At 45.0% G+C, this 229-nt stretch carries 1 protein-coding gene; it reads left to right on the forward strand.

The genetic code is table 11. The annotated features are described in order from the left end of the window. On the forward strand, window positions 1-229 hold a 229-nt coding region (locus AAEY62_RS25250; RefSeq protein WP_350637255.1), incomplete at both ends, for a U32 family peptidase.

A 229-nucleotide genomic window follows, 5' to 3' on the forward strand; every position in this document is an offset into this window, starting at 1 on the left:
GTGGTATCTAATATTGCGCCGCATAACGCTAAAGTTAACTCGTATTTACGCGACATTGAGCCGGTTATTGCTATGCAGCCCGATGCGCTGATCATGTCTGATCCGGGGTTAATTATGCTAGTGCGAGAAAAATGGCCGACTATGCCTATTCATCTATCGGTACAAGCGAATGCGGTAAATTACGCGAGTGTACAATTTTGGGCAAAACAGGGGATTGAGCGAGTTATTT

Source organism: Pseudoalteromonas sp. GW168-MNA-CIBAN-0100 (assembly GCF_040309225.1).
Classification (GTDB): Bacteria; Pseudomonadota; Gammaproteobacteria; order Enterobacterales; family Alteromonadaceae; genus Pseudoalteromonas; species Pseudoalteromonas arctica.